Here is a 23,585-nt window from a genome sequence, read left to right as displayed (position 1 = left end):
ATTGGCCAAGGAACCCCAGCCTAATTATTGATAGGGGGATGGGCGGTTGCTTACATTGGTACAGCAGCAGAGCCGATGCCACAAAAAATGATAGAAGAGCTTTTTGCCGGGCGTACCCGCAATTCCATAGGAAAGATAAAAAGCCAACCGTCAGGATTTGAGTTTTGAACAACTTCATATTTACTATCAGGAGAAGAAGAAGCCACTCAACAAGCAGTTTAAAAGGAACCTGGAGCTTCTTACCCCACAAGGCGATGCAAACTATGCTGCTTACCTCCTGGCAGATGAAAACAAAGTTTCTGTAAAAGTAGCCAAATACCAAGGGGATAGTCGAGTCGATTTGGTTGAGAGCAATGAATATGGCTATGTTTCGCTTGTAAAAGCTACCAAAAGTGTATTGGATAAAATAGCCCTTGAAAATCGCACCATTACTTTAATTACTTCCAAAGAGCGAAAGGAAAAGCCACTTTGGAATGCCATCGCCCTAAGGGAGGCCATTATCAATGCATTTGTGCACAATGATTATACCAGGGAAATAGCGCCAAAGTTTGAGATTTTCAAAGATCGTTTAGAGATTACTTCTGCCGGCTCACTGCCTGAGGGATTAAGCGAAAGCGAATTTTTCGAAGGTTTTTCTATTCCCCGTAACAAAGAACTGATGCGGATTTTTAAAGATTTGGACTTGGTAGAGCAGTTGGGTTCTGGCATTCCCAGAATCTTGGAAGCATATGGCAAAGACTGTTTTCAGTTTTCGGAAAATTTTTTGAGAATGGTATTTCCTGCTTCGAGCCCTGTGCATACCACCGAGCAAGTCACCGAACAAGCTGGGTTGGTAAAAAGGTTGGTAAAAGACTTGGTAAAAGAACTTCCAGATACCCAAATTAAAATATTAAACCTGGTAAGTGAAGATGAGCATATTACCAAAAGTGCTATGGCCAGGCAAATAGGAACAAGCACAACTACCATTGACAATCATATAGATGCATTGAAAAATAAAAACATATTACAGCGTATAGGGGGAAGAAAAAAAGGCTACTGGCAAATAATTGAACAAGAATGAAGTTTACCGAAGCGAAATTAGAGCAAGTATTCACAGAGCTTTTAGGAAATGAAGGCTACCCGCATTTTGTGGGCAGTAGTTTGGTCCGCTCAAATGAAGATGAAGTTCTGATTGAAGATGACCTGAAAACCGGAGTCGCCCGTTCCGGCACCGGAGAATCGAGCGATTTTAACAATTCTTCCTTCTGCCCCCTTTCCGGGTTGTCCGATAAACTCTTGGCTTTTCCAAGTATGGCCTTTCGTACCTTTTTAGCATAGGAATCTAACTCCAAACCTATGTAGATTTAAAGTTTTTTCAATGATTTTTTGGCGGGCTCTGTGATTAGGACATCTATCCCAGTTACCATTTTTCCGATTCTTTTTCAAGATCCTCCAAATTGATCATCTTTCCATCTTTGCTGGCTTTATTCGATTCCTTTGCCCCAGCTACCAACTCTGACCTAGTAATAGTGCCACCGTCCGGTTTATAGCCGACTATAGGTTCTTTCTGGGAACTCAATAGATCTTTGATCTGCTGTATTATCTTTACATCTTCCACCTTGGCCAGCTGCTCTATTAGGTATAGCTTTTTTACTTTGATGTCCATTCATCTACCGTGTATTATCCTCATAAAGTCAACTTTTTTTGGGGATTTGTGGGTTACATTTAAATGAAAGATATTTAATCTAACCACCAAAAGGCCCTCTACGGTACCCAAAGCATGAAAAAGCTAATTGGGAATGCTAACCAGGTGATGGAGATCCCCTCGGGCTGCTGTGGCATGGCGGGATCCTTTGGCTACGAAAAGGAGCATCTGGAGCTGTCATGGAAACTCGGGGAAGAGATCCTGTTTCCAGTCGTCCGCAAGCTGGAAGCCGGAGATTCCCTCGCTGCCTGCGGCTTTAGGTGCCGCCATCAGATCGACCACTTCACCGGCAAAAAAGCAGGGCACTGGGTGGAACTGGTGGAGGTGGTGAAGGATGAGTGATACCCACTGCGGGCTATTATCCTAAAAAATCCGCACCAAGAGGCCGGCATGCACTCCAAAGGTATCCTCAGCGAGTCACCCCCGCTGATCTGACCCGCTGTCAGAGGGGCTCTATGATGCTCGTATGACAGGAGGCATCCGGAAGACTGGAAGCAGGGAATGCGGCAGGGAAAAGGCAAAAAAGACCGATACACCCTATTACCCATCGCCATACTGGACCGGCTGCGGCAGTACCTAAAAGCCACACAGGCTAAGGAATTTGTATTTGAGGGGCAGTTTGGCGAAAAATACAACAGAAGCAGTATTCAGCAGTTTACCCGAAAGTACGCGGCTATAATAACCGGCATCAAAAAGCGTCTGCACCCCCACATGCTAAGGCACAGGTTTGCCACGCACCTGCTGGGAGGCGGCACGGATTTGCAGTTTAAACAGCAATTGTTGGGGCATAAATCGAGTAAAACAACCGAAATCTACACCCGCGTAAGCCGACGGCATCTGGGTCAGATCACTTCATCCGGCTATCTCTTGGATGGGTAACGGGAATTGGAATGAAAAAGCTAGTTGCATATAAGCGGATTTTTACTAAATTCAGAGACCCTACCCACGGGGCACATAGGTCAATGGATTGCGGTTAGTCAGTGGTTAGCGAAAATTGAAAAAAAGCATGGCAAACGTTACTTTAAACAACAATAAATTGGAAAAGTATTTCGATATCTTGAAAGGTTTGGATAATATTTCTAAGAAAAAACTGATCATTAAATTGACCGAGTCTCTGGAAATAGAAGAAGAGAAGGTGGATTTGCGAAGCATTTTTGGAGCATGGGAAGATGATAAAGATTCGGATGAAATCATTAAAGAAATTAGAGAATCCAGAATTGAAAGAACAGAAAATCCTGGTTTTGAATGAAGTACCTTTTAGATACCAATATCTGCGTCCATTTTTTAAGAGGTAAGTATGGATTGATAGAAAAATTTGAACAGCTAGGTACTAAGAATTTTGCTGTCTCAGAAATTACTTTGGCAGAACTGGTTTTTGGAGCTGAAAACAGTAAAAAACCTCAAAAAAATCTTGATTTAATTGAAGTATTTGCCAATCAAGTTGTTATACTTCCGATTTTTAGCGCTATTTACCTGTATGGAAAAGAGAAAGCCCGATTAAGATCCATAGGATTGCAGATTAGTGATGTTGACCTGTTGATTGGATGCACAGCAATAGAAAAAGACCTAATAATGGTAACAGAAAACTTGAAAGAGTTTCAAAGAATAATATGGCCAGATCCTGAATACCTCTTTGGGTTTTGTTAAAACTGAAGCCCAGAAAATCAAACTGAACAGGAAAGCCTTCTAGATTTCTGCCTTCTTTCTTGCAATACAACATTTTGGGCTTTTCAGGATGGGCTTTTAAACCACAATTTTCAAGACGACGTTTTAAGACAGATGACATTGGAAAAAGCCGACCCTTCACATTTTTTAAAATTGCTCTCCCAACCCCCATTTACTCACTCAATAATTGATTTATTGGTGTTCGTGAATCGCTGCGCTTATTTGGCACACCTGCCAGATCGGCAGGCGGTTTTGCAAAGCCACTCACGCCAACCCACAACCAAAGCTCTCCAGAATATCCAAATTTTGCCAGAATTTTACTTTACTGGCGTTTTTTGGATTTCCAAATTAAGCCATAAATACGTATATTTGGCAAAAATTGGGTCCGATATGCCTAAAATACTAGAGAATAAATTGATCGAAGAATTCAAGGATAGGGAGTCTTTTTCACGCGAAGAACTCTTTCAATTCTACCGTTACTTCGAACCTGAACTGAAAGAAGGAACTTTCGGGTGGAGAATCTATGACCTGAAAAACAGAAACATCATTAAGCCTATCAAAATAGGGCTTTATGTAATCACCTATAAACCTAAATACAAACCGGACATCTCTCCCAATCTCCTTAAAATTGCGAAACAACTGTCCGAAAAATTTGATGAAGTCAAGTACTGTGTTTGGGAAACGGTATGGCTGAACGAATTTGCACAACACCAAACGAGTAAATCAACTTTGTACATAGAAGTAGAAAAGGGATTTGAAGAATCCTTGTTTTATGCTTTGAAGGACAATTCCCGTAGGGAAGTTTTTATAAACCCGGACGAAAAAGCTATTGACTTCTACATTGCTGAAAGCAATCAACCTGTCATTATTAAAAAATTGCTCACAAGAGCGCCATTGATGAAACGAACAGAAAAGAAGGTTAAGTTCTACACTCCTACTCTGGAGAAGATTCTCGTTGATCTGTTCGCTGAAGAGCGCCTCTTCTATTACCTGCAAGGCGGTGAATTGATTCACATTTATGAAAATGCCCTCAGCAATTACACGATCAATTTTACCAAATTGTTCAGCTATGCAAAAAGAAGGGAAAGAGAACATGATATAAAGCAGTTCATGACCAACCACATGTTTCACCTGGTAAAAGATGTTATTGATGATTAAAGACAAGTGTTTTACCGAAGAGTGGCTGGAGCAATTCAAAAAGCAAAAGGACTACAAACGAATTGACAAGATCATTCTCGAAAAAATGATTCATGCTCTGCATTTACTTGAAAGACTCGAGGCAAATGGACTGGACTTCGTCTTCAAAGGTGGAACGAGTTTGGTACTTCTGCTCAAAGAAGGAAACCGTTTCTCAATTGACATTGATATCGTTTGCAATGCGGAAAGAAAAGACCTTGAAGAAATCCTGAACAAGGTTATCGAAAGTTCCCATTTTATAGAACGGAAGTTGGATGAACACCGCAGCTACCGGCCGGGAGTTCCAAAGGCGCATTACAAGTTTTCATTCGATACCAAACAACAGGGATCCGGAACCATCCTGCTTGATGTACTGATTGGAGATTCGATTTATCCGGCACTGGCTGAACTACCTGTCGATACAAAATGGATTGAAACAGAGACTGAGACCATGGTCACGGTTCCTACCATTGATGCCATAACAGGGGACAAGCTTACGGCCTTTGCTCCCGAAACGATAGGTATTCCCTATTTTAAAGGAAAGGACAGGCAACCTTTCTCCATGGAGATTTGCAAACAACTATTCGACTTGAGCAAGTTGTTTGATCATATCGAAGACGTTGAATTGGTGGCGAAAAGCTTTATGGCCTTTGCGGAACAGGAAATCAACTACCGAAAAAACGGGAACCCTGAGAGCGACCTAACGCCTAAAAAGGTATTACAGGACACCATTGACACCTGTCTCATCATTGCCAAAAGAGGTGGCGGATCGGATGACGAAAAGCAAAAGTTTGCCGAATTACAAAGAGGAATTAAAGCTTTTGATTTTGGCTTTCTGATGTCAGGCAACTTCCGCATTGATGATGCTGTACCGGCATCCTCTCGCATTGCCTATCTGGCGGCAAAAATTATGGCGAATGACATGTTGCCTATTAACTACTACGAAGGACAGGATGTCAAAGAATTGAATATAAACGATCCTGACTGGAACTTTCTAAACAAATTGAAAAAGCAGCCGGATAAGTCTTCATTCTACTATTGGTATCAAACCGTGCAATTAATAACGAAAGAAAAATAATGCACGAACGCACAGTCGAGTAGGTAAAGGGGAATCCAACCCATAAACCTCTCACAGACAAGCAGTGAATCTCTCGATTGTTCATGATGGATTTGTGTTTAGTTGTATTCACGAATGCTTGGGCATTTCATACGGCTCTTATTATGCAGTCGGTTATGGTCTGTTATGCTAGACTAATTTGTAGCCCAGTTCCCAATGGTAGAACAGGTTTGGATAAGAAACGGTAACTTGTCTAAGCCATTTAACTGCCTTGACTTTGCTTCCTTTGAAACGCTTGTACTTGTTCAAAATCCACCTGATCAATCGATGGTGTAGGTAATAAAACACCGATTTTAAACTTCTACGGCTTATTTTCCCATAATATTGAACCCACCCTCGTATCTTTGGATTGAGCAATATGGCCAGAGGACCGTTAGCCCAAATGCAAAAAAAACAAAAAGTTACCAAATTGGTAACTTTTCTACTTATATTTACGATTAATAAAAGAAGTAGAATATTGAGAGTTATTGCTAAAAAGACACTAAGAGAATACTGGGAAAAGCATGCTGATTGTGAGGAACAATTAAGATCATGGTACCATGAAGCAGATAGCGCTCATTGGAAATCACCAAATGAAATTAAAAGAGATTATCCAAGTGCCAGTATTTTGGCAGATAATAGGGTAGTTTTTAACATTAAAGGAAACAATTACCGATTAATTGTTAAAATTAATTATGAGTATGGATTGGCATGGATCAGATTTGTTGGTACTCATGCAGAATATGACAAAGTTAACGCAAATGAAATTTAAAATTTATGGAAATCAGACCCATTAAAAACATGGAAGATTACGATAAAGCACTTGAAAGGTTAGAGCTTATTTTTGATGCGAAAAAGGGAACAGAAGAAGGTGATGAATTGGAGATATTGACAATTTTGATTGATACATATGAAAAGGAAAATTTTCCAATTGACTTTCCTGACCCTATCGAGGCTGTAAAATTTAGAATGGAGCAGTTAAATATGAAACAGAAAGATTTAGCGGCGACCATTGGTTTTAAAAGCAGAGTAAGTGAAGTACTGAATAAGAAAAGGAAACTCACCCTTGATATGATAAGAAAATTGCATGAAGAATTGAATATACCAACAAATATCTTGATAAAGGAATACCAAATTGTCGAATAAAAAAGCACGATGGGCTAGTCGAGTAGGTAAAGGGGAATCCCACTCCTAAACCTTTCACACCACCGTATCCCGATATCGGGACAGGCAGTACGGGTCTCGTCCTTCCCGCGGCCCGGATTGCCGATACGCTCCGCTATCGGTACAGGCTATCGCTAAAATGATCCAAAGGGGTTATTTCTTCACGCTCGATCCTCTCAAGACTAACCGCCCTTGTAAAAAACAGGGAAGGCTATGCCACGTGTTGGAACGAAGTGGAAATCCGGCCATCGCTGGACTAACGCTTCGGGATAAGGAATACCGGCAAATCGGCACTGACATTGCACCCTCTGGAATATGATGACTAAAAATGGAACAGACATACAGACCTTTCCTCTACCGTGTATTTTTCTCGTTGAGTTAACGTTTTTTGGGGATTTGTGGGGTACAGGTCAAGGGGTGATATTCAATCTACCTATAATTTGTCCTTAAGACGTAATTGGCGGTTAGGGGATGCCAGTAACCCTCAGGCGGGATTGACTTGTTGAGCCCTTCCGCAAATCCTAATAAAGAAATCAATCCGCATGGATTCCAAAAAATTGGCGTAAACACCTTCGACTTTATCTTCCTGCTGCAGCAAAACAGGCGGCTTGAAAAAGCAAGAAAAGGGATAATTTGCTAATTTTGCGGCAAAAAAATGAAATTCATTCGGGTCGTATACAGTATATATGCCATTTTAGTATTTAATATACTTATGGTAGCCCTGGGAGTTTTTATCCTAGTCCCTTCCTTTTTCCCTCCCAAAGGAGTGCGGCTATCCTTTTTCTTTATTCGTCTATGGGCTAGATGGTGGGCATTGTTGGTGGGTATTCGATTTCAGGTGGAAGGAACCGAACACATAGAAGCCGACCAAGCCTATATCTATACCTTCAACCATCGTTCGTTTCTGGACGCACCGGTGATCCCAATGGCTATTCCTCAAGAAATCCGCGCGCTGGGAAAGAAGGAGTTGAAGAAAATCCCCTTATTTGGGTGGGTCATTTCCCAATTTGCTGTTTGGGTGGATAGAAAGAGCCCTGAAAGCCGGGAAAAAAGCATCCAAAAATTGATGCAATTTCTGTCGGAAGGACACTCCATCGTGGTGGCACCGGAGGGTACCCGAAACGATTCAGACCGACCCTTGCTGCCCTTTTTCAACGGTGCATTTAGGCTGGCCATCGAAACCCAGACACCGCTGCTTCCCATGGCCGTCATTGGATCTGAAAAAGTGATGCCGAAGGGTTCTTTGCTGATGTGGCCCGGAACGGTGCGGATATACTTCTCCGCCCCTATATTGCCCCCCACGAATCTCCATAAAGAAAACATAGCAGCCCTGAAGGAAAAATGCTTCAACCGATTGGAAGCGATGATTCTTACCCACGAATAATTGTCGGTTGTGTAATTTTCATCACCAATCCGCCTACTCTACGGCCCTACCTTTGAAAGTGAAACCGTGAAAAGGGAAGCCATGGAAAACAAAGCATCCGGTAAAGCACCTATGAGCATGCAAGACTTTCAAAACTTACTTGCTGAAAACCGGGGGGTGCTATTTTACTTTTACAGTGAATCATGCGGTGTTTGTCAGGTCCTTTTCCCGAAAATAAGCGCGCTGATGGAAAGTGAATTTCCCCAGATGGAATTCATTCCACTGTCAGCTGATGACCAAAGGGAAGTGGCCTATCAGCTACGCATGGCCTCCGTTCCGGGGATTATCGGTTTCTTAGAAGGAAAAGAGTTTTTCCGAAGCAATGGACTAATCAGCTTGGCGGAATTCCACCATCGGATCAGCCGACCCTACAGCTTTTTCTTCGAAAATTAATGGACGTCCCAGCGACCCATTGAAACCCCTAGCTCAATTCCTTCTTCGCCGCTGATTTTGTTGGGGTTTTTTCTTTTTCTCTGGAGCCTGCTCTTTCATCATTCCACTAAATTCATACGGGTGGTTTTCCACTACGGGGATTTTTTTACCAATTAACTTCTCAATATCCCTCAGGTCCTTAAGTTCTTCCGCGTCACAGAATGACATGGCAACCCCCGAATTCCCCGCCCTTCCGGTCCGTCCGATTCGGTGGACATAGGTTTCGGGAATATTGGGTAGATCAAAGTTGAACACATGGGCCAATTCATCGATATCGATACCCCTAGCGGCTATATCCGTGGCAACAAGTACTTGCAGCTTCCCGCTTTTAAAGTCCTTTAAGGCATTCTGTCTGGCATTTTGGCTTTTGTTACCATGGATGGCGGCAGCTTTTACACTTTCCTTCATAAGAAATTTGACTACCCTGTCCGCACCGTGTTTGGTACGGGTAAAAACCAATGCCGACCCAATATTCTTTTCCTTCAACAGGTGCAGCAATAATTTTGGCTTGTCTGCTTTGTAGGTAAGAAAAAGCTGTTGCTGGATTTTGTCCACGGTTGTGGAAGGAGGAGTTACTTCCACAAAAGCAGGTTTAGTCAATAACGTATCGGCAAGCTTTTGGATTTCTGGGGGCATGGTAGCCGAAAAAAACAAGGTCTGTCTTTTCTGGGGAAGCAGTGCGATGATTTTTTTTACATCGTGTATAAACCCCATGTCCAACATCCGGTCTGCCTCATCTAAGACAAAAATTTCCAACTGTCTTAGATCTATAAATCGCTGATTGATCAGATCGAGCAACCTGCCTGGAGTAGCCACCAAGACGTCAACCCCTTTTTTAAGGGCATTGGTCTGATGCAGCTGGGATACCCCCCCGAAAATTACGGTATGCCGGATACCGGCAAACTTCCCGTAGGCAGCGAAGCTTTCGTCTATTTGTATGGCTAATTCCCTAGTAGGGGTTAAAATCAACGACTTGATCCCAGGCTTCCTTTGCTTTTGCAGGCTAAGCAATTGAATGATAGGTATGGCAAAAGCTGCGGTTTTTCCGGTGCCTGTTTGGGCACAACCAAGCAGGTCCCTGCCACCCAACACGAGTGGGATTGCTTGTTGCTGAATGGGTGTGGGTGCGGTGTATCCTTCATTGGCGAGGGCCTTGAGGATAGTGTCAATTATTCCTAATTTTTTGAATGGCATAAAGGCCTTTTGATAATGGGCCGGGTGAGCAGTTGTATGGTCTTACTCGGCGGGATATTGATTAAAAGCTACCTACAACTTGGCGTGCTTTTTTATAAAGTGACGCAAAGGTAGCTAATTTTTGGCTAGGAAAGTAACATAATCTTTTTCGCAGCTAGGCATAAGAAGACCGAAGACTAGCAAAACGTGTAACCCTACATCCGGACCAAGACTAAAAAGCGAATTCAACACAATCAAATTAAACTAATCAGCGAAAAATTAACTAGGTTTGACGGCGTAATTAGCGCTAATGGACGGTTGTGCACCTATCCAACGCCCCTCTTTCAATATTAAATCCACCAGCCTAGCTCGGGACAACCGCGAAAAGGATTACTGCATGTTCTAGCCACTAATAGAAAATTGACCAACAGATGCGACACGTATTATTACTCATCACTGCAACACTACTCCTGTTTTCCTGCACAAAGACCACCGAAAAAGCAGATACTGTGTACTTAAACGGACTTGTCTACACCGTAAATGACGACCAAGCCACCGCAGAAGCCGTAGCGGTAGCCAAGGGGAAGATCCTGGCCGTGGGCACCTCCACCGAAATACGGGAATACATCGGAAAGGAGACTACCACCATCGATTTATCCGGAAAAACCCTGACGCCGGGCTTCATCGAATCCCATGCCCACCTGATGGGCATTGGATACAACAAGTTGGAAATTGACCTGATGTATGTAGCTACCTACGAGGAATTAGTAGCAAAAGTAGCAGAGGCCGCACGCAACGCCGAACCGGGAGAGTGGATCACAGGGCGAGGCTGGCATCAGGACAAGTGGCTGGCACTTCCCCAAGATGCCGTGAAAGGATTTCAAATACACGATGCACTGAGTGCGGTCACACCCTTAAATCCCGTATACCTGGCCCATGCTTCCGGGCACGCATCCTTTGTCAATCAAAAGGCCATGGAGCTTGCGGGGATTGCGACATTGGGCAGTGAAAATGTCCCGCAAGAGGTGGATGGAGGTGAAATCATCCGTGATGAGCTGGGAAATCCCACCGGTATACTAATAGAACGGGCTTCCGGACTAGTGAGTAAGCTCATTCCAAAAGACACCCCGGAGCGGGCTGAAAAAGCACTGGAATTGGCGCTACAGGAACTGGCGGAAAAAGGCATCACCTCCTTTCACGATGCGGGAAGTGGCCAAGAAGTCATCGATTTGCTGGAAAAATTTAAACAAGAGAGCCGGCTGACAGCCAGAATGTACGTGATGCTTTCGGGCCGACAACCGGAATTAGTAGACTCCTGGCTTCAAAAAGGGCCGTTAGTAGACCCAGATCACTTGGTGACTGTCCGCGCGATCAAGCTTAACATGGATGGTGCCTTGGGCCCTTGGGGAGCCTGGCTGCTGGAAGACTATTCTGACAAACCGGGACATCGGGGACACGAAACCATGCCGATGCAATTGGTCGGAGAGATAGCCGAAAAAGGACTCAAGCATGGATTTCAGATCTGCTCCCACGCCATCGGGGACCGCACCAACCGGGAAGTATTGGATCAGTACGAGGCTACCTTTGCCAAGTTTCCGCAAGTCACCAACCACCGATTTCGCATCGAACATGCGCAGCACTTACATCCAGACGATATCGACCGATTTGGCGCCCTGGGGGTTATTGCGGCCATCCAAGCTATCCACTTAAGTTCCGACAGGCCATGGGCCATAGGCAGGCTGGGTGCGAAACGAATCAAGGATGGTGCCTACGTTTGGCAAAAGCTGCTAGGCTCTGGGGCAGTTATCTCAAACGGTACCGATGCCCCTGTAGAGCCCCTAGACCCCATCCCATCCTTCTACGCATCCGTAACCCGAAAGACACTTAAAATGGAGCCCGACGGTGGTTACGAGCCGGACCAGAAGATGACCCGGGAACAGGCGTTGAGATCCTATACCCTGGACGCAGCCTATGCGGAATTTGAAGAAAGTTTCAAAGGATCCATCGAAGTCGGCAAAGCCGCAGACTTTACCGTTTTTGACAAAAACATCATGGAAATACCGGAAAACGAAATCCTAAATACCCGGGTAGTTTTGACGGTGGTCGGTGGAGAAATAGTATACCAAGCCGATTGATCCTTTCAATGCACCCATCCCGTAATATTTTTGCATTTCAGCATAAAGGGTTTTTGGGCAAATCAATCAATTAGATGCTTGATCATAAGTAAGATCGACGAGCTCCAGCTTCAGCCAGGTCCATTCGCCGGTATCTAGCAACCATGTCGCAGTCATTTGCGAGGGGACCCGAACGCCTTCAAAAGAGCGGTAATCCTCTACGTCTAGAACCCATTCACTCCGACTTGCACCCGCTTCATTGCCCCGAAATCGCATGGCTGAAAAACGGATAAAATCCCCCTCCGGACTAAAATGAAAAACCCCACTGCCCTGGGTACCCATGAACTCCATGGTGGCCTTGGCGCTGGAATCGGTCAGGGTTTCCCATGCGATACAGGGACTCAAGGCCATGGTAGGGAACCACACTACTTCACCCAAGTAGCGCTGCAACGATCCTTCATCCAGCTTCTCCCCGCGCTCATTGACTATGTTGAATAGGGAATTGAGCTTAATGAGCATCTCTCCCGTTCCTTCTTGGAACCGGTCCCTGCCTTGAAAGCTCAAAAAGGCATTCATTTTTACATTTACACTCCATATAAACCCCGGCGGATCCGCTGTGCTGTACTGTACCGCACTGGCGTCCATCCAATGCTGCTGTTCAGGTCTCAACTTCATTTGCGCCCGCTGGGTTACCTTGCCTACTTGGATAGTTGGTTTTCCAAGCACGCCGGATCGGCGAAGCCAGCGCTGTACGGGTTTCGGAAGATTCCGAATGGATTCTTCGGTGACCGGGATGGAATTCGACCGATTAACCGAACTTATTAACTGATCCTTTTCCCTAGCTATGCGGCCCTGAAACCAATAGGATCCGGCCAAAGTAATCACTACCAAAATCATGGCGACATTTGGCAGGGTTCCAAATTTCGCATCGCTCCAATAAATCCCTATCAAAACCTGCGATAAACCCACCGCCGCAAATCCCAGCACCCAACTCAACTTGGCATTAGCCCAATACTGCCAAGCAAAACCCAAAATCAATAGGGCCGCCAATAGCCACAGCAACCCCATCGGCCTTGAAACGGACATCGTCAATTCCTTTACCTCTTTGAGCCCAAACCCCTTTACAAAACCAAGCAAATGGATCAAACCGTGTACGAACAACAACACACAAAAAAGTATCCTCATAGGAATCGTCGATTTTGATTTTCACTTCATTCAATTAGATGCGGTACGTGGGCTTACCGAATGCATCGATTCGGCAAACCAATACCCGGATTAAGGTAACGAAAAAAATCGTCTTCGAAAAATAGCTGCTCACAAACCGAAAGCGGGTGGGTTACAAAAAACGCTTTCAACTGGCACCCGTATCTGCCGTGAGGCAGCTATTGCCACCTCGATCAGTCCCCTAAATACCCCTTTACCCGAGGAATAGTCAACCACTCTTTTTGTCTTCCGTTCAGATAGGTTACCTTTTCCCCGTCAAAATAGGCACCCTCCTCCAGTAAAATGCGAACATCTTTGCCCCATTGCGGTAGGTGCACGACTGCATTTAATTCGATGGCATACACGGTGTGCGGGTAGACGGGGTAATCCCCCGCCCCAGGTGTATCGCCCTGATTATCCCACATACCGATGGTGGGGCCTGAGGCATGCCCGTGATAGCCCATGGGGTGGGAATAGATACTGCCTTGTATACCTTCCGCTTCCATCTGCTTTCGGGTTTCCCGTAAAATCTGGTTTCCACTACGGCCGGTTACAAACTGGCTGGTAAGGATATCCTGTACCCGATTACCCACTTTTAGGGCTTCCTTCAAATAATCCGGTACCGAGGTTTCTCCAGGCCGGAGTACATAGGCCAATTGCTGGGTATCGGTCATCAGTCTTAGATAAGAAATCCCAAAATCGATGTGCAGCAGGTCTCCGGGCTGAATGACTTGGGATTCAGCCTTGACGGCAAAGGAACGGTTTTGCTCTTGATTGGCTGGGTCGGCCCGCTGAATGTCTACAGAAGGATGGAACCATGTATCCAATTTCATATCTTTAATCCGCTCCCGATACCACCAAACCACGTCATCTGTAGTCGTCACACCTGGTGTGATAACCTGCTCGGAAAGCCCCTCCTGAATGATCTGGTGGGCAATGGATTGGATATGCCGATAGGTGGCCATTTCGGAGGGTATGCGGGTCTCCAGCCACCCAACTGCCAGGTTTTGTGCAGTGGTAATCCTGGATTGAAAACGCTCTGGCAAATATTGCAACAACATTTCATGTTCCGTAACTGTCAACCCGTCGGCGTGCCCAAAATCATCGGAGGTATTGATCCCTATCTTTTTTGGGTTTCGTGCCACGATCAGGTCGGCTAGTTGCTTCCATTGATCCGGCTGGGATTCCGGATCCCAGGCCTTCTGAAATGACTTCCCCACATCATACCGGGCCACAGCGAGCGCCTCCACTTCTTGGCTACCCTCCGGCTTGAACATCAGCAGCATGGTACGTCTTCTTGCGGCGTGCCAGGTGGCCGGCAAGAAAGTACGGATCACCGGATCCTCGTTGTATTCTCTGGATATCACCACCCAAAGGTCGATTCCCGCCCTGTCCATCAACCGCGGAAGCAGCGTCTCCATCCGTTCCTCCAGCCATTGATCGATCACCGCTGCTTGTTCCCGCTGGGAGAGAACATGAGGTGCCTGTGCCAAGGTAAGGGGTATGCTGACCAATTGAACACCCAAGGCAATAAGTAGGATTTTTAGAATCTGTCGTTGCATAATCGCAGAAATATAAAATACTAATTTTGAAGCCGCTGTAAATAAATAGGAAACCTCTCCATAGGTATGAACCCATCCTCTTGGAACCTGGCAGGGATAGTGGCTTACCACGAAAATTACGCTATCCAAATGGACAAATTGACCTTTCTTGCATCATGGAAATCGTTTTTCTTTGAACGCAGCAGGTAGTTCAGACGAACATTCATCCATGCGATAGCGGAGCCACTACGCTCCCTTTACATACCTTCGCCAAGGGTGATTTTCCCTAAAGCCCAGTACTTCCCTGATCTTCCGATTAGAAAATAAAGCTTCATGCTCTTCCAGTTCCCGGGTAACCGGTACACCGGAAAAAAAACGTTCCAACAGGACCTTATTGGGCAAAATCGCTCCATTATGGTCGTTTCCGGCGTTGAACACCTGAAAGCCCAATCCATCCTTTTTAATGCATAAATCGACAATTTGACCCAAATCACGGGCATCGATGTAGCAGAAAGCGTTTCGCCTCCTGACTTCCGGATGTTTGAAATAATGCGGAAACAACAACGCATATTCATGCGGCTCGATGACATTTCCGATTCGAAGTGCATAGATATCCACCCCTGAGCGTCGCTGAAATGCACGGGCTGTCTGTTCATTGACCACCTTGGAGAGTCCGTAACTATCCATCGGATCCACGTCGTAATCTTCCTCCAAAGGCAATGACTTTGGATCCGTTTGGCCATCTGAAAAACAGATGCCATAGGTAGTTTCGGAGGATGCGATGATGACCTTCCTTATTCCCAGTTTCACCGCTGCCTCAATCACGTTGTAGGTACCTAGTGTATTTACCCGAAAGGTTTCATTATCCGGATTGATCAATATGCGGGGGACGGCGGCAAAATGGACTACTGCATCGAAAGCCGGCACCCCACTGCCATGGTCCAACTCGTCCAGGCCAGCATAGGAGGTCATTGCATTGAACATCTGCCCGGAGTCTGTAATATCCGCGGTCAAATTGTCCACACCGGGACAATCAAGCGGCTTCAGATCCACATTCATCACCCGGTATCCCTGATCCAACAGGTACGGAATCACGTGCTTTCCGGCTTTGCCCGAGCCACCGGTGAAGAAAATTCGCTTTTTGTTCATCATTTTTTTTCGTAAAGTTCAGACAATTTAGTCAATAACGCCCGATACATCTCCTCCCGTTGCTCAAAAAGGGTATTTACTGCGATATCTTTTACTTGCTCGTGGATGCCCCAAGAAGCACAGGGATCTGCATAGTTCCAATCCAAATCCCCGCTATAATCCGTGAAGTAATTCGGACGTGCATCCGGAAAGGGCCGTTGAAACTTCCCGGCCCAACTGCTTTGAGTCGGATCGTCCAGTGGATGGTGGGGAGAAATCACATAAAGCACAGACGGTGTATCGCCTACCCGGAAGTACTGAGCCCAAGCTTCCTTTTTAACCACCTCCTGAAGGTGTTTGCCCATCATCCCGTAACCCGATAGCTTTTGCAGCATTTCGACCGGCTGCCCGCCTACAAACATTCCCTCATAGGTCCAGTTTATTTCCAGCCACCACAGGGAGTCAAACCGAGGATCCTCATAAATTTCGTTCCTTCCCAGGCCGTTCCAGTTGGTCTGAATACAAGGACGTTCCTTTTCCCTGCTTTTGGACATGTAGGGAATATTGGATTCCAGCATAAGTCCTGTGCCAATACTAACCACCCGAATATTTCTGGCCAATTCCGGGTATTCAAAAAGGGCCTCCTTTAACGTGAGCATGTTGCCCCATACCAGCACGTATAGCGGGCTACCCATCTCCGAGGCAGCATTACGGAATAGCTCCATTCCGTGCAGCCTGTCGATAGCGATTTTGGTACGAACGTCATCAGGATCTTGAAATCCCCAATCGAGAAGTCCAAGCCGTTGAAAATCGGATTTGTAGGCATTGATTGCCAATTCACAAGCCTCCAAGGCACCTGACTCCCACCTGTGCGGAATTACCCCTTCAATTTCCAGCTCGTCAGCATACCACAAAAGATGCACCAAGGACTGTCGGTCATCTGGATCACCCGAATCGATGTTGATATCGGTCATGATAAATACCCTGGTCTTATCCTGTGCTTTTACGTGTAACACCCCCAAGGTGACCATGGCCATAACTAAGGCAAATCGTATCCCACTGCTATCTCTTATAACCATTGTCCAGGTTTTTAAAAATCAACTGTAATTTACGATTTATCTTTCAATATCCGTGCCTCTAACGCCGATCAGCCAAAATCCATGCCTTTATTGCACCTCTTAAAAGATCTGTTATGCAAGTCGGTAGAAAGGTTTCAGAGGCCTGTCATTCAAACTGATACCGTCCTTTTTTGCAATATATTCTTGCCTGGACTGATTATTTCCGGCATGCGGAATTTGACGACCATGGAGGACGCTATCGTGATGATCCCGATTAACAAAATGGCATAGTCAATGCCAAATAAATCGGCTGTGACACCGGAAATCACCGCACCAAATGCATAGCCGAGATCTCTCCAAAGGCGAAAGGTACCGATACTCTCTGCGCGTTGCACGGGACTGGTTGCTTGGGCAATGGTTGCAAGGAAGGTAGGATAGACCAAGGCTGTTCCTAGCCCTAACAGGGCTGAAATAGCAACCAGTGTATAAAAGTCGCTGCTTAGTGGAATACACAATATGGCCAATCCTTGCCCTAACATTCCCCAAAAAAGCATGGACTTCTTAGAGTAATGATCCGACATTTTCCCGGTGATCAGTTGTCCAACTCCCCACACAGTCGGGTAGGTAGCTGTTACGACGCCGATCTGCGCATGATCAAAATGAAGCGAAAACAAAACCATCGGAAGCAGCCCCCAGATCATACCGTCGTTTAGGTTATTGACCATTCCGGCCTGCGTGACAGAACTTAAGACCCTGTCTATAAGGGTCGTTTGCAAAAACACATTGTCGAGGGGTTTGGTCGTGTCGATCATACTTTCCTTCCGGACAAAGGCCCTTGTATCTTTGACCCAAAGCACGGTTAAGGCGAATCCCACAATCGAAATGAAACTTCCGAGGTAAAAAGGATAAGGTATCACCCCATAGGTATTGGCAATGTAACCCGTAAAAAATGCGACTATACCAACGGCAAGGTAGCCTGCAAATTCGTTTAACCCCATGGCCAATCCCCTGTCCTGCTCCCCCACCAAGTCAATCTTCATTACCACTGTACTGCTCCAGGTAAATCCCTGACTTATTCCCAGCAGCACATTTGTAAAAATGACAAATCCCCAATTGGGGGCAAACAGTAGCATGAACGGGACGGGCAATGCCAAGAGCCATCCGAACAACAGGAGATTTCTTCGACCAAATCTATTGGACAGTCTACCCGTATAGTAATTCGCCAGGGCCTTGGTCAGCCCAAATGCGGTAATAAATGACAATATAGCTGTCTTTGAACCGACCCCAAATGTGGTCTCTGCAAATTGTGGAATGATGGTCCGCTCCATTCCAACCATCCCTCCCACAAAGGCATTCACCAGCACCAAAAGTGCAAACTGCCTCCAATTCTCCTTTAAGCCAAGCCGGATTTTCTCCCTATTCATCGATATCTGATACTTATTCCTTTGGCAAAGTTCCGAAATGGTATAGCGGAAACTTTTTACAAATGATAAGTAATCAGCGGATCTCGGCCCGAATTCTACTTAAGGAAACCTGTGTGATCCCTAGATAGGTTGCGATGTACTTTAGCGGGATTTTCTGCACATAGTTAGTTGATTCCAATAGCTCTATATATCGTTCCTTGGCAGATTTAAACTGGAGACTTTCAATTCGCCTTACTGTGCTTACGTATTCCCTTTCAAAAAGTAACCGAAACAAGCGCTCTACTTCATGAAATTGATCATAAAGATTGAAAACAGACTCGGAGTCTAGGCTTACGATGGATGTTTCATCTAGGGCTTGAATGCCCTTGGAGGTTGGCCTGCCGGTAAAGAGGCTTTCCGCGCGGACAATCAGCTCATTTTCAAAGGCAAAATGTTCAGTGATATCCACCCCATCCTTATAGTAGAAGATCCGGGCGCAGCCACTTTGAACAATATAAATTGTCCTGCATCTGCTTCCTATCTGCTGAATCATCTCATTTTTGTGAAATTTTCTTTCCACGGCAATGTGTTCCAACGCACGTTGAGATGAAGGACTCAATCGGTAGACACTGTGGAAGAATTCAAAAACCTTCATTTTTTTATTGCTGGTTGATTATCCCCCCCTGTTCCGAACTAAAAACACAAAGATAACCTTCTTATTATCCTTACTTTAACCTAAATAAAATGACTGAAATGGAGCAAAAAATACGCCTTGGCCTTTTCCAAATCCTCCGGCGTATCGATCGCAACCGCTTGGTGCATCGTATGAACCATTTTGATGCGAACGCCATTTTCCAGCAATCGGAGCTGCTCTAGCATTTCCGTACGCTCTAGTCCGGATTTTTCCCACTGAGTAAACGCCATGAGCAGCTCTTTCCGATAAGCATAAATCCCAATGTGGCGAAAAAAACTAACCTGGGCCGGCGACTCTCTGATATAAGGAATAGGGGATCTACTAAAGTACAGTGCAAACCTATTTTTGTCTACTACTACTTTCACTGTATTGGGATTTTGCACCTGTGAACCATCCAAGATAGTGGTCATCAGGGAAGCAACTTGAACGTCAGGACTCTTAAACACCTCCACCAACTGCCGTAGGGACTTTTCGTCCTGAAAGGGCTCATCACCCTGCACATTGACCACTACATCGGCATCCATGGTCGCTGCAGCTTCTGCAATCCGATCCGATCCGCTCTCATGTTCGCGGATACTCATAAACACTTCTCCTCCCTCCAAACGGATCACCTGTGCGATATCCTCGTGGTCAGTTACCACCACTACCTGATCAAATACGCCTGTAGCTACCGTACTCAGGTACGTCCGGGCTATGAGTGGCTTCCCATAGAGATCAGCCATCAACTTAGCCGGGAACCGAGTGGCACCAAATCGCGCGGGAATCAAGGCTACAACTTTCATTTTTTTGAATAAAATTTCGTCAGCTTTATCGTAAAAAGAAAATCTGAAAGGCACCGCACTATCAAGATCAGCGGCACAAAATTTCCTTTGGATGGCAAAATTAGGCAAAATTGAAGCCAATTGTGGTAGAAACTTTCTTATTTTTGCGCCGCAATCGCCATTGAAATGCCGATTTATTAGCGCATATGCACCTACAGATAATCCAAAAGACACATGGGCTTGACTATGCGGTCGGTTTGCAGACAGGTGACCCGCTAAAATCAATTATAAACAGATGAAAAAATCAGATATCAATTTCTCGATCAGCCTAGATGAGAAAAACCTACCCAAATCCATCGAGTGGAATGCAACCGACAAGGAAGGTGAAGGCATGGAATCCACCAGAAGCATCAGCCTGAATGTGTGGGATAACCTCAACCACAGCACGCTTCGCATTGACCTTTGGACAGACGATATGTCGGTAGCGGAAATGAAGCGCTTTTACATCGATATCCTAGGAGGAATGGCCCAAACCATCCTAAACGCCACCGGCGACGAGTACTACGCAGAAGAACTGAAAGACCTTTGCGACCGACTCGTAAAACACGTCAACGAAGAAAATCAAAATCAGGGCTAAGGTCGTTTTTAGGTCCATTTCAGAATTTGCATAAATTCAGCGCAAGCCCCCTTTTTGATTTTATGTTTTTTCGAATTTTTTGCTAGCTAACGGAGTATATTGGCAAAAAAGAGGGCTTTTCTGTCTGTCCATTCAACTTGTTTTGTAGAAAATCATTTTTGGTGGAACTCCCAAAGGATTTTCACCAAAAATATTCGACGCAAAACATTGACTATTTTTATCAGAATACGTTATTATGTAATTGAAATACCTAGCCAATTCCCATTAGGTCACCTATCGAATTCGAATAGGTGTGTAACCACCTGTTTTCCTTATTAAAATACGTTAACAATAAGCCAAGAAGCATATGTTACACAAATACGTAATCTCAGCGAAAATTTTATCCATGGTATTGGTCGGTTTGTTTTGGATGCAGCAAAGTTTCGCCCAACAAACCTCGATCAGCGGTCAAGTGACCGAGACAGACACAAAGGATCCACTCATCGGAGTTAATATCCTGGTAAGGGGGAAAGTCATGGGAACGGTGACTGATCTGGACGGCAATTTTCGGCTTGTTGTAAACCAAGCTCCCCCACTCACGTTGGTTTTTTCCATGGTTGGTTTTGCTACCCAAGAGGTGGAAGTTACCGAGGAAAATGTTAGTGGACTGGCTATCTCCCTTGCCGAGCAATCCTTCCTCGGGCAAGAGGTGGTCGTGTCAGCTTCCCGTGTGGAGGAAAGCATCCTTCAATCTCCCGTTACCGTAGAAAAAATGGATATCTTGGCCATACGGGAGACAGCCTCCGATTCCTATTACAAGGCCATTGCGAACCTCAAAGGAGTGGATGTCACTTCTTCATCGATCAACTTTCAGATTTTGAATGCAAGGGGATTTAATTCCACCGGCAATACGCGTTTTGTCCAATTGACAGACGGCATGGACACGCAGGCGCCCGCATTGAACTTTCCGATCGGAAACCTCAATGGTCCCTCCGAATTGGATGTAGAGAGCGTAGAGTTCATACCAGGGGCCGCCTCTGCCCTGTATGGACCTAATGCGTTTAACGGAATACTGTTGGTAAACAGCAAAAGTCCATTTGACTATCAAGGACTTAGTGCATTTTACAAACAAGGCTTCAATCATTTCAATGGCCGCCCTGGAGAACCCTCCAATCCGCAGCCCATGTACGAAGGCGCCATCCGCTATGCTCATGCCTTTAACAACAAGTTGGCTTTCAAAATCAGCGCTTCCTTTCTAGAGGCCACGGATTGGCACGGAACAGACCGCACTGATTTGAACCGAGACGCCCAAGGCAATCTACCATTTAATCCTGGAGAAAACCAAGTACACGTTTTCGGCGACGAAGTGTCCAACAATATTGGTCTACTGCGAAATGTAGCTGCCATTCAAACCCAGGCCAATGCACTAGGTTTAGGTGGGTATATCGGTAGCATTCCGGACCAAGTGGTGTCCCGCACAGGCTACGATGAGCGGCACTTGGTAGATTACGGTGCCAAAAACTACAAATTCAACGGAGCCCTTCATTATCGTATAAATGATCGGTCGGAACTGTCTTACACCATCAACTACGGTGCAGGAACTTCGGTATACACCGGGGCCCAACGCTACTCCCTCAATAACTTTAACATCACCCAGCACAAACTGGAGCTCAAAGGAGACAACTATTTTGTGCGCACCTACACTACCCGAGAAAACTCGGGAGATTCCTACATTGCGGATCTATTGGGCGTAAACATCAACGACACTTGGAAAAACAACTCCGCTTGGTTTGGTGAATACACCCTCAATTATATGGGAGCGATGGCACAGCAGCAGGTGGCACCCGGCACGATGGGTAGTGCTGCACAGCAAGCCATGGCCCATCAGTTTGCCCGCCAACAAGCCGACGTCGGCCGATTCATGCCCGGATCCAGCGAGTTTAATCAAGCAACCTCCCAAATTCGAGGCGAGGTAATTCCCCAAGGTGCGTTGTTCAACGATCGCTCCCAGATGAATATGGTAGAAGGCCAGTATAATTTCAAAAACGAAATAACGTTTATGGACTTGCTGGCAGGTGGTTCCTATCGGATCTATGACCTCCGATCCAATGGAACGATTTTCGCTGACACCGAAGGCAACGATATTACGATTCAGGAAATCGGTGCCTTCGTACAGGGTGCCAAGCGCGTTGTAAACGACAAATTGAAAATTACCGGCTCCATTCGATACGATAAAAACGAAAACTTCCAAGGCCAGTTCAGCCCCAGAATCTCCGGAGTTTGGACAGAAGGCAACAGCAACTTCAGGGCTTCTTATCAAACGGGATTCCGAATGCCTACTACCCAGGGACAACACATCGACCTAAACGTGGTGTCGGCCCGATTGATCGGTGGGCTGCCGTTTTACCGCGAGAAGTATAATATTTTTGAAAATTCGTTTAGTCTAGCCTCTGTGCAGCGGTATGCTGCCGCTGTAGGTGCCGGTGCAAGCCCGGTAGATCCATCGGCCACGGCACTTTTGCAGCGGGTGGAATCGTTGCCGGAACTGCGGCCCGAGCAGGTGCGATCCACTGAAATCGGATACAAAGGACTGCTCAACAACAACCGACTGCTGATAGACATGGCCTATTATTACAATGTATACAACGACTTTATCACGCAGACGGCAGTTCGCAAAGCGCCGGGACCGGTATTCCCGGGAGCGGCGTTGAGTACCGATCAGGGCGCCATCAATGCCGTGAATGCACCCACGCTGCTAACACCGATTACCATCCCGGGCTTGGAAAACACCTTTCAAACCTATACCAATGTAGACGACCGGGAGGTACGGGCACACGGAGCGGTCATTGGCATCACCTACAATCTACCGAAAAACTACACGATCAGCGGAAATTACAACTTTAACCGCTTGATTACCGAATTTGAAGAAGGCTTTATCTCTGATTTCAACACCCCTGAGCACAAGACCAATCTGATGTTTGGCAACCGCAAACTAACCCAAAATCTAGGTTTCAACGTTGCCTATCGATACCAAACGGGTTTCCGCTGGGAGTCTTCCTTTGCGCAGGGAGATGTTCCCGAATTCCACAATGTAGATGCCCAGCTAAGTTATCGGTTGAAAGACATCAAAAGCATCGTAAAACTCGGCGGATCGAATATCTTCAATAATCGGTACATTCTCAATTTTGGTGGACCGACCATCGGAGCGATTTATTACCTTTCCATCACGTTTGACGAATTGTTAAACTAAACCA

Annotated in this window: 25 protein-coding genes; 15 read left to right on the top strand and 10 right to left on the bottom strand. The window is 45.6% G+C overall.

Annotation, left to right across the window (positions count from 1 at the left end):
* Positions 1 to 157: 157 nt before the first annotated feature.
* Both IAQ59_RS19695 and IAQ59_RS19690 read left to right on the top strand, forming a co-directional pair.
* Positions 158 to 1,060, top strand: a complete 903-nt coding sequence (locus IAQ59_RS19695; protein WP_209332569.1) for an ATP-binding protein — start codon at positions 158 to 160, stop codon at positions 1,058 to 1,060.
* On the top strand, positions 1,057 to 1,317 hold the full coding sequence (locus IAQ59_RS19690) for a hypothetical protein (protein WP_209332568.1): 261 nt from the start codon (positions 1,057 to 1,059) through the stop codon (positions 1,315 to 1,317). Before IAQ59_RS19695 ends, IAQ59_RS19690 begins: the two co-directional genes overlap by 4 nt.
* Before the next feature lie 82 nt (positions 1,318 to 1,399).
* Here IAQ59_RS19690 and IAQ59_RS19685 read toward each other — a convergent pair whose 3' ends face one another.
* Entirely contained in the window at positions 1,400 to 1,645 is a 246-nt protein-coding gene (locus IAQ59_RS19685; protein ID WP_209332567.1) for a hypothetical protein, read from the bottom strand.
* 114 nt (positions 1,646 to 1,759) lie between these two features.
* Between IAQ59_RS19685 and IAQ59_RS19680 the strand changes: the two genes are divergently transcribed.
* The 6 genes from IAQ59_RS19680 to IAQ59_RS19655 all read left to right on the top strand — a co-directional run bounded on the left by IAQ59_RS19680 (position 1,760) and on the right by IAQ59_RS19655 (position 5,603).
* A complete protein-coding gene (locus IAQ59_RS19680; RefSeq protein WP_209332566.1) occupies positions 1,760 to 2,026 on the top strand; it encodes a hypothetical protein in 267 nt (88 codons plus the stop codon).
* A 159-nt stretch (positions 2,027 to 2,185) separates the two neighbouring features.
* Positions 2,186 to 2,563 (top strand): tyrosine-type recombinase/integrase, encoded by a 378-nt coding sequence (locus IAQ59_RS19675; protein WP_209332565.1) that lies wholly within the window; start codon positions 2,186 to 2,188, stop codon positions 2,561 to 2,563.
* A 127-nt stretch (positions 2,564 to 2,690) separates the two neighbouring features.
* A complete protein-coding gene (locus IAQ59_RS19670; protein WP_209332564.1) occupies positions 2,691 to 2,933 on the top strand; it encodes a hypothetical protein in 243 nt (80 codons plus the stop codon).
* Positions 2,930 to 3,331, top strand: a complete 402-nt coding sequence (locus IAQ59_RS19665) for a PIN domain-containing protein (protein WP_209332563.1) — start codon at positions 2,930 to 2,932, stop codon at positions 3,329 to 3,331. Before IAQ59_RS19670 ends, IAQ59_RS19665 begins: the two co-directional genes overlap by 4 nt.
* 408 nt (positions 3,332 to 3,739) lie before the next feature.
* The gene (locus tag IAQ59_RS19660) at positions 3,740 to 4,507 is read left to right on the top strand and encodes a DUF6577 family protein (protein ID WP_209332562.1); all 768 of its coding nucleotides are present in this window, start codon (positions 3,740 to 3,742) and stop codon (positions 4,505 to 4,507) included.
* Positions 4,500 to 5,603, top strand: a complete 1,104-nt coding sequence (locus tag IAQ59_RS19655) for a nucleotidyl transferase AbiEii/AbiGii toxin family protein (protein WP_209332561.1) — start codon at positions 4,500 to 4,502, stop codon at positions 5,601 to 5,603. The genes IAQ59_RS19660 and IAQ59_RS19655 overlap by 8 nt, the downstream gene beginning before the upstream one ends.
* 168 nt (positions 5,604 to 5,771) lie before the next feature.
* Here the strand turns inward: IAQ59_RS19655 and IAQ59_RS19650 are convergent, their stop codons facing one another.
* Positions 5,772 to 5,999 (bottom strand): group II intron maturase-specific domain-containing protein, encoded by a 228-nt coding sequence (locus tag IAQ59_RS19650; protein ID WP_245189723.1) that lies wholly within the window; start codon positions 5,997 to 5,999, stop codon positions 5,772 to 5,774.
* 25 nt (positions 6,000 to 6,024) lie between these two features.
* Between IAQ59_RS19650 and IAQ59_RS19645 the strand changes: the two genes are divergently transcribed.
* The 4 genes from IAQ59_RS19645 (at position 6,025) to IAQ59_RS19630 (ending at position 8,601) form a co-directional block, all read left to right on the top strand.
* Complete coding sequence (locus IAQ59_RS19645) at positions 6,025 to 6,393, top strand: type II toxin-antitoxin system HigB family toxin (RefSeq protein WP_342450730.1); 369 nt, start codon at positions 6,025 to 6,027, stop codon at positions 6,391 to 6,393.
* A 5-nt stretch (positions 6,394 to 6,398) separates the two neighbouring features.
* Complete coding sequence (locus IAQ59_RS19640; RefSeq protein WP_209332559.1) at positions 6,399 to 6,767, top strand: helix-turn-helix domain-containing protein; 369 nt, start codon at positions 6,399 to 6,401, stop codon at positions 6,765 to 6,767.
* A 673-nt stretch (positions 6,768 to 7,440) separates the two neighbouring features.
* Positions 7,441 to 8,169, top strand: a complete 729-nt coding sequence (locus tag IAQ59_RS19635) for a lysophospholipid acyltransferase family protein (protein ID WP_209332558.1) — start codon at positions 7,441 to 7,443, stop codon at positions 8,167 to 8,169.
* A gap of 81 nt (positions 8,170 to 8,250) precedes the next feature.
* Positions 8,251 to 8,601 carry a thioredoxin family protein gene (locus IAQ59_RS19630; RefSeq protein WP_245189722.1) on the top strand — a complete coding sequence of 117 codons (351 nt, stop codon included), beginning with the start codon at positions 8,251 to 8,253 and terminating at the stop codon, positions 8,599 to 8,601.
* A gap of 33 nt (positions 8,602 to 8,634) precedes the next feature.
* Here IAQ59_RS19630 and IAQ59_RS19625 read toward each other — a convergent pair whose 3' ends face one another.
* Positions 8,635 to 9,834: a DEAD/DEAH box helicase gene (locus IAQ59_RS19625; protein ID WP_209332557.1), complete on the bottom strand. Its 1,200-nt coding sequence runs from the start codon at positions 9,832 to 9,834 to the stop codon at positions 8,635 to 8,637.
* A 410-nt stretch (positions 9,835 to 10,244) separates the two neighbouring features.
* Here IAQ59_RS19625 and IAQ59_RS19620 point away from each other — a divergent pair, with 410 nt between their 5' ends.
* Positions 10,245 to 11,948, top strand: coding sequence for an amidohydrolase (locus tag IAQ59_RS19620; protein WP_209332556.1), 1,704 nt, complete (start codon positions 10,245 to 10,247; stop codon positions 11,946 to 11,948).
* Between the two features lie 66 nt (positions 11,949 to 12,014).
* Here the strand turns inward: IAQ59_RS19620 and IAQ59_RS19615 are convergent, their stop codons facing one another.
* The 7 genes from IAQ59_RS19615 to kdsB all read right to left on the bottom strand — a co-directional run bounded on the left by IAQ59_RS19615 (position 12,015) and on the right by kdsB (position 19,736).
* Complete coding sequence (locus tag IAQ59_RS19615; protein ID WP_209332555.1) at positions 12,015 to 13,112, bottom strand: DUF6544 family protein; 1,098 nt, start codon at positions 13,110 to 13,112, stop codon at positions 12,015 to 12,017.
* Positions 13,113 to 13,324: 212 nt separating this feature from the next.
* Positions 13,325 to 14,692 (bottom strand): M24 family metallopeptidase, encoded by a 1,368-nt coding sequence (locus IAQ59_RS19610; RefSeq protein WP_209332554.1) that lies wholly within the window; start codon positions 14,690 to 14,692, stop codon positions 13,325 to 13,327.
* A 225-nt stretch (positions 14,693 to 14,917) separates the two neighbouring features.
* Positions 14,918 to 15,820 (bottom strand): NAD-dependent epimerase/dehydratase family protein, encoded by a 903-nt coding sequence (locus IAQ59_RS19605; RefSeq protein WP_209332572.1) that lies wholly within the window; start codon positions 15,818 to 15,820, stop codon positions 14,918 to 14,920.
* Positions 15,820 to 16,878 carry a nucleoside hydrolase-like domain-containing protein gene (locus IAQ59_RS19600; RefSeq protein WP_209332553.1) on the bottom strand — a complete coding sequence of 353 codons (1,059 nt, stop codon included), beginning with the start codon at positions 16,876 to 16,878 and terminating at the stop codon, positions 15,820 to 15,822. Before IAQ59_RS19600 ends, IAQ59_RS19605 begins: the two co-directional genes overlap by 1 nt.
* Positions 16,879 to 17,027: 149 nt before the next feature.
* Positions 17,028 to 18,281, bottom strand: coding sequence for an MFS transporter (locus tag IAQ59_RS19595; protein ID WP_209332552.1), 1,254 nt, complete (start codon positions 18,279 to 18,281; stop codon positions 17,028 to 17,030).
* Between the two features lie 73 nt (positions 18,282 to 18,354).
* Entirely contained in the window at positions 18,355 to 18,915 is a 561-nt protein-coding gene (locus IAQ59_RS19590) for a Crp/Fnr family transcriptional regulator (protein WP_209332551.1), read from the bottom strand.
* A gap of 80 nt (positions 18,916 to 18,995) precedes the next feature.
* Complete coding sequence (gene kdsB / locus IAQ59_RS19585) at positions 18,996 to 19,736, bottom strand: 3-deoxy-manno-octulosonate cytidylyltransferase (protein WP_209332550.1); 741 nt, start codon at positions 19,734 to 19,736, stop codon at positions 18,996 to 18,998.
* Between the two features lie 274 nt (positions 19,737 to 20,010).
* Between kdsB and gldC the strand changes: the two genes are divergently transcribed.
* Both gldC and IAQ59_RS19575 read left to right on the top strand, forming a co-directional pair.
* Positions 20,011 to 20,352, top strand: coding sequence for a gliding motility protein GldC (gene gldC / locus IAQ59_RS19580; RefSeq protein ID WP_209332549.1), 342 nt, complete (start codon positions 20,011 to 20,013; stop codon positions 20,350 to 20,352).
* A 346-nt stretch (positions 20,353 to 20,698) separates the two neighbouring features.
* On the top strand, positions 20,699 to 23,581 hold the full coding sequence (locus tag IAQ59_RS19575) for a TonB-dependent receptor (protein WP_209332548.1): 2,883 nt from the start codon (positions 20,699 to 20,701) through the stop codon (positions 23,579 to 23,581).
* Positions 23,582 to 23,585 lie beyond the last annotated feature (4 nt).

Source organism: Lunatimonas salinarum (genome assembly GCF_017811155.1).
Lineage (GTDB): Bacteria > Bacteroidota > Bacteroidia > Cytophagales > Cyclobacteriaceae > Lunatimonas > Lunatimonas salinarum.
The sequence above is the reverse complement of the archived record's forward strand: the minus strand, read 5'-3'. Positions and strand labels throughout refer to the sequence as shown.

Bases quoted from the DNA above. Each gene is read 5' to 3' on its own strand.
- IAQ59_RS19665 (WP_209332563.1), top strand. From the start codon at position 2,930: ATGAAGTACCTTTTAGATACCAATATCTGCGTCCATTTTTTAAGAGGT.
- gldC (WP_209332549.1), top strand. From the start codon at position 20,011: ATGAAAAAATCAGATATCAATTTCTCGATCAGCCTAGATGAGAAAAAC.
- IAQ59_RS19600 (WP_209332553.1), bottom strand. From the start codon at position 16,878: ATGGTTATAAGAGATAGCAGTGGGATACGATTTGCCTTAGTTATGGCC.
- IAQ59_RS19660 (WP_209332562.1), top strand. From the start codon at position 3,740: ATGCCTAAAATACTAGAGAATAAATTGATCGAAGAATTCAAGGATAGG.
- IAQ59_RS19690 (WP_209332568.1), top strand. From the start codon at position 1,057: ATGAAGTTTACCGAAGCGAAATTAGAGCAAGTATTCACAGAGCTTTTA.
- IAQ59_RS19575 (WP_209332548.1), top strand. From the start codon at position 20,699: ATGTTACACAAATACGTAATCTCAGCGAAAATTTTATCCATGGTATTG.
- IAQ59_RS19685 (WP_209332567.1), bottom strand. From the start codon at position 1,645: ATGGACATCAAAGTAAAAAAGCTATACCTAATAGAGCAGCTGGCCAAG.
- IAQ59_RS19610 (WP_209332554.1), bottom strand. From the start codon at position 14,692: ATGCAACGACAGATTCTAAAAATCCTACTTATTGCCTTGGGTGTTCAA.
- IAQ59_RS19615 (WP_209332555.1), bottom strand. From the start codon at position 13,112: ATGAGGATACTTTTTTGTGTGTTGTTGTTCGTACACGGTTTGATCCAT.
- IAQ59_RS19640 (WP_209332559.1), top strand. From the start codon at position 6,399: ATGGAAATCAGACCCATTAAAAACATGGAAGATTACGATAAAGCACTT.
- IAQ59_RS19625 (WP_209332557.1), bottom strand. From the start codon at position 9,834: ATGCCATTCAAAAAATTAGGAATAATTGACACTATCCTCAAGGCCCTC.
- IAQ59_RS19620 (WP_209332556.1), top strand. From the start codon at position 10,245: ATGCGACACGTATTATTACTCATCACTGCAACACTACTCCTGTTTTCC.
- IAQ59_RS19595 (WP_209332552.1), bottom strand. From the start codon at position 18,281: ATGAATAGGGAGAAAATCCGGCTTGGCTTAAAGGAGAATTGGAGGCAG.
- IAQ59_RS19635 (WP_209332558.1), top strand. From the start codon at position 7,441: ATGAAATTCATTCGGGTCGTATACAGTATATATGCCATTTTAGTATTT.
- IAQ59_RS19605 (WP_209332572.1), bottom strand. From the start codon at position 15,820: ATGAACAAAAAGCGAATTTTCTTCACCGGTGGCTCGGGCAAAGCCGGA.
- IAQ59_RS19645 (WP_342450730.1), top strand. From the start codon at position 6,025: ATGCAAAAAAAACAAAAAGTTACCAAATTGGTAACTTTTCTACTTATA.
- IAQ59_RS19675 (WP_209332565.1), top strand. From the start codon at position 2,186: ATGCGGCAGGGAAAAGGCAAAAAAGACCGATACACCCTATTACCCATC.
- IAQ59_RS19680 (WP_209332566.1), top strand. From the start codon at position 1,760: ATGAAAAAGCTAATTGGGAATGCTAACCAGGTGATGGAGATCCCCTCG.
- IAQ59_RS19630 (WP_245189722.1), top strand. From the start codon at position 8,251: ATGGAAAACAAAGCATCCGGTAAAGCACCTATGAGCATGCAAGACTTT.
- IAQ59_RS19655 (WP_209332561.1), top strand. From the start codon at position 4,500: ATGATTAAAGACAAGTGTTTTACCGAAGAGTGGCTGGAGCAATTCAAA.
- IAQ59_RS19670 (WP_209332564.1), top strand. From the start codon at position 2,691: ATGGCAAACGTTACTTTAAACAACAATAAATTGGAAAAGTATTTCGAT.
- kdsB (WP_209332550.1), bottom strand. From the start codon at position 19,736: ATGAAAGTTGTAGCCTTGATTCCCGCGCGATTTGGTGCCACTCGGTTC.
- IAQ59_RS19590 (WP_209332551.1), bottom strand. From the start codon at position 18,915: ATGAAGGTTTTTGAATTCTTCCACAGTGTCTACCGATTGAGTCCTTCA.